The sequence below is a fragment of the Kitasatospora sp. MY 5-36 genome (assembly GCF_001182915.1).
Classification (GTDB): domain Bacteria; phylum Actinomycetota; class Actinomycetes; order Streptomycetales; family Streptomycetaceae; genus Kitasatospora.
On sequence record NZ_LFVW01000820.1, the window covers coordinates 1 to 4,116 of the forward strand.

The window sequence follows — 4,116 nt, forward strand, 5'->3', positions numbered from 1 at the left end:
AACCGGCGGCTGGTGGGGCCGGCGCGGCGGCGGCGAGGGCGGACGGGCGCAGGCCCGGGAGGCCCGGGCGGCGGCCCAGGAGGCGTTCTACGAGCTGGAGGAGACCCAGCGCGAGGTGCAGCTCGCGGTGGAGACCGTCCGCGCGGCCGAGGAGGGCCCGGCGGCGCAGCGTGCGCTGGCCGACCTGGCGGCGATCTCCGGCCGGGTCGAGCAGGTCACCGTGAACTACCTCGCCGCGCTCGACGCCCACAACCTGGACAGCGAGACCCTGGACGCCGGCACGGCCGCGCAGGCCAGGCGCCGGCTGGAGGACGTGAAGAGCCAGCTCGGCTCGGCCCGCGCGGAGCTGAACGACTTCCTGCGCCGCCTGCAGCCGACCGTCGAGCACGCCGAGCAGCAGCTGATGCGGGTCACCCCGGCGGTCGAGCAGGCCAAGCGCGCGCTGCTCGCGGCCACCACCGCGCTGGACGGGGCGCGCGGCGCCGGCCTGCGGGCGGACGACCTGGCGGCCCGGCTCGCCGAACTGGCGCCCGAGCTCGGCCGGCTGAACGAGGGCCCGGCCCGGCACGGGGTCGCGGACACCCTGCGGCGCGCGGAGGACGTGAAGCAGCGCGCCGAGGCGATCGCCGCCGACGCCGGACAACTGCCGGAGCGGGCGCGGGAGATCGACCGGCGGGTGGCGAGCCTGCGGACCCGCATCCAGGCGCTGGAGACCAAGGCCGAGACGGTCGAGCCCGCCCTGAGCGAGCTGCGCCGCCGGTTCAGCACCTCCTGCTGGCAGGACCTCCAGCGGGTGCCGGACCAGGTCGCGGAGGCCGGGCGGGCCGCCGAGCGCAAGCTCGCCGAGGCCGCCCGGGCCCGGGACGAGCAGCGCTGGGCCGACGCCACCGCCGCGATCGGGACGGTCCGCGCGCTGCTGGAGACCGCCGACGGCTCGGTGCTCGCGGCGAACGACCGGCTGCGGCAGCTGAACGAGGTGCAGCACGACCCCAACCGGGAGATCGAGCGCGCCCGCTTCGCCATCCGGGACGCGCAGCGGCTGGCGATGGCCGGGCGCAGCGCGCCGGACCCGCGGCACGCCGCCCCGCTGGACGAGGCGGTGGCCCGGCTGGACCGCGCCGTGGCCACGCTGGAGGCGGCCGGCCGGCACCCCGACTACTGGCACTTCCTGACCGAGCTCGCGGCGGTGCGGGACACGGCGGCACGGGTGATCGAGCTGATCCGCGGGGACCTCGGCGGCCACCGGTAGCACCGGGAGCGCCAAGGCATCGGTAGCACCGAAGCACCCGGAGGCCCTGGAAGCACCCGAAGCGGGCTGCCGGCGGGGACCCCGCTCGGTACCCTGCCGGTATGCCTCGCTACGACTTCCGCTGCCGCTCCTGCGGCGCCACCTTCGAGCTCCGCCGCCCGATGGCCCAGGCCAACGACCCCGCCGTCTGCCCGCAGGGCCACCAGGACACCGTGAAGCTGCTGTCCACCGTCGCCGTCACGGGCGGCGCGGCCGCCGCCCCGCAGGCCCCCGCCGGGGGCGGGGGCGGTTGCTGCGGCGGCGGCTGCTGCGGCTGACCCACCCGCAGCCGAACCCGGACCCGAACCCGGACCCGGGGGTCAGCCCCCGACCGGCAGGGCCGACGCCCCCGCCAGGAACCGCCGGACGATCTCCTCCCCCGCCGTCACCCCCACCTCCGTCAGGGCGGTGACGCCGGGGGCCGTCCAGCCGCTGTCCGCGAGTTCGCCGTGCCCCGGGCGCCAGCCCGCGTCCGCCGCGAGCAGCAGGTCGGCGTCGAGCAGCGAGTCCCCGGCCGCCAGCACGGTGTCCGCGCCGCCGCGCCGGACGACCTCGGCCAGCGCGGCGCTCTTGGTGAGCGGCGCGGGCACCGCGTACACCTTGCGGCCCTGCAGGGAGACCGTCCAGCCGCGCTCGGCGCACCAGCCGGTCAGCTCCGCCAGCCAGCCCTCCGGCAGCGCGGCGCGCTCGACCACCAGGTAGGCGAACAGCTCGTCGGCGACCCGTCGCTTGTGCGTCCACTCCGGGTCGGCGCACAGGGCGAGCCGCCGGACGACCTCCTCCAGCGGGGCCGAGCCGGCGGCTATCCGCGCGGTGATCTCGGCCCGCCAGTCACCGTCCGGCACGCCGTCCACCAGCAGCTGCCCGCCGTTGGCGCAGATCGCGTACGCGGGGACCCAGTCCGGCGTCGGGCCGGGCAGGTTGACCCGCCCGTACTGCTCCGGCGTGCGGGTGGTGGCCGGGACGAAGCAGGCCTCCCGGGCGAGTTCGGCGAGCAGCCCGGCGGCCCGCTCGGTCATGAAGGACAGCGGCCGCCCCTGGTACACCTCGACGCAGAGCAGCCTCGGCGCCAGCCGGTCGGGCCCGGCCAGGGCCATGGCCCGCTCGGAGTAGATCAGCGTCCGGTCGAGGTCGCTGGCCACCAGGACACCCATCAGGATTCCCTCCCCGTCGTCTCGGTCACGGTGCCCCCGTCGGCCACCGCGCGCCCGTCTCCCCCGGTCGCCCCGCGGCTGTAGCGGGGGTGGATCAGGCCGACGCAGGTGTACGGCAGGCCGTCCACCTCCTCGACCTCGACGCCGCGCTGGGCGGCGAGCAGCCGGACGTGGTCGAGGTCCGCCCCGGCGCCGCGCCGGGCGAGGATCCGCCAGGGGACGCGGCGCAGCAGCACCCGGGTGGTCTCGCCGACCCCGGGCTTGACCAGGTTGACGTTGTCGATGCCGTACTCGGCGCTGATCCGCTCGACGGCGGCCCAGCCGGCCCGGTCGGGCTCCCGGTGCGGGTCGGCGGCGAGCCGGTCGGCGCCCTCGACCGCCGCGGCGCGGACCTCGCCGAAGCGGGCGGCCACCGCGTCCAGGAAGAGCGCCGAGACGTCGTTCCCGGCCAGCTCGGCGTAGTGCTTGGCCCCGTGGAAGTCGTCCGGCCCGATCAGCCCGGCGCGCAGCACGGTGCGCGAAACCAGCCCGGAGACCGTGGAGTTGAGGCAGGCGGACGGGATCAGGAAGTCGTCCCTGGTGCCGTACGTCCGCACGCAGCGGCCCGGGTCGGCGAGCACCGCGAGGTCCGGGTCGAAGCCGGTGCCGGCCAGCGCGTCGGCCAGTTCGCGGGTGATCGCGCCCTTGCCCGTCCAGCCGTCCACGAACACCACGTCCCGCGCCCGGTGGTGGGCCGCCAGGTACCGCAGTGCGACCGGGTCGATGCCGCGGCCGCGCACGATCGAGACCGCGTAGTGCGGCACCGACAGGCCGTGGGCGAAGGCCAGCCAGCGGCGGACCAGGATGCCGACGGGCGTGCCGGCCCGGGCCAGCGAGGCCAGCACCAGCCCGGGGCCGCGCTCGCGCAGCAGCGTCTCGGCGACGGTGCCGACGGCGAGCGCGATCCGGCCGGCGGAGCCGCGCAGCGCCTGGTGGAACAGCTCCTGGTACTCGGGGCTGGGCTGGTACTCGACCGGCAGCGATTCGGCGTAGTGGGCGCCACCGTTCTGGACGGCCTCCTCGCGCTCCTCGGTGGGGGCTTCGAGCGCGACCCCGGAGAGGTCCTTGAGCAGCCAGGCCACCTCCTCGGCCGGGTACGAGGAGAACGCCGGCCCGTACAGGGGCGCGGGCAACTCCGAAGAACCGGGCAGCTTCGAAGACCCGGGCGGCGACAGGGGCCCGGGCAGCGACGAGGGCGCGGCGAGCGGAGCGGGCACGACGGGCACCGGCCGGTGCGAGGGCAGCACGGCGAGCACCACCCGGTCGGTCACCCGCCGCAGCTGGCCGAGCAGCGCGTGCTCGCCCTCGTGCAGCGCCGGGGTGTCGGCCACGTCGTCCACCACCAGCACCACGGCGTCGAAGCGCCGCGCCGGGTCGCTGCCGGGGGCGACGTTGTACGCGTAGCGCTCGGACGAGCCGCCGTCCCGCGGGTCGTCGTGGGCGGGGAAGGCGAGCCGGGTGCGGATGGCGTAGCCGGGGTCGTCCACCGCCAGGACGGGCGAGCGGGTGGTGGTGGAGAACCGGACGCGGTCGCCGCCGAGCCGCTCGGCGAGGGCGTCGGCCAGGCGCAGCGGCGCGTACATCAGCTCCTCGAAGCCGAGCCGCTTCGTCCTCGGGGTGCTCCGCCGGCTGGGC

4 protein-coding genes are annotated in these 4,116 nt (G+C 77.0%); 2 read left to right on the top strand and 2 right to left on the bottom strand.

Going from position 1 to position 4,116, the window contains the following annotated elements; translation table 11 throughout:
* A partial coding sequence (locus AE652_RS36695) for a hypothetical protein (RefSeq protein ID WP_049659425.1) occupies positions 1–1,249 on the top strand: 1,249 nt, incomplete at its 5' end.
* A 101-nt stretch (positions 1,250–1,350) separates the two neighbouring features.
* A complete protein-coding gene (locus tag AE652_RS36700; protein WP_049659427.1) occupies positions 1,351–1,566 on the top strand; it encodes a zinc ribbon domain-containing protein in 216 nt (71 codons plus the stop codon).
* Between the two features lie 42 nt (positions 1,567–1,608).
* Here the strand turns inward: AE652_RS36700 and AE652_RS36705 are convergent, their stop codons facing one another.
* Entirely contained in the window at positions 1,609–2,442 is an 834-nt protein-coding gene (locus AE652_RS36705; protein WP_049659429.1) for a hypothetical protein, read from the bottom strand.
* Positions 2,442–4,116, bottom strand: a 1,675-nt coding sequence (locus AE652_RS36710) for a cysteine protease StiP domain-containing protein (protein ID WP_049659431.1), incomplete at its 5' end; no start/stop codon positions are given. The genes AE652_RS36710 and AE652_RS36705, both read right to left, overlap by 1 nt.

Bases quoted from the DNA above. Each gene is read 5' to 3' on its own strand.
- AE652_RS36700 (WP_049659427.1), top strand. From the start codon at position 1,351: ATGCCTCGCTACGACTTCCGCTGCCGCTCCTGCGGCGCCACCTTCGAG.
- AE652_RS36705 (WP_049659429.1), bottom strand. From the start codon at position 2,442: ATGGGTGTCCTGGTGGCCAGCGACCTCGACCGGACGCTGATCTACTCC.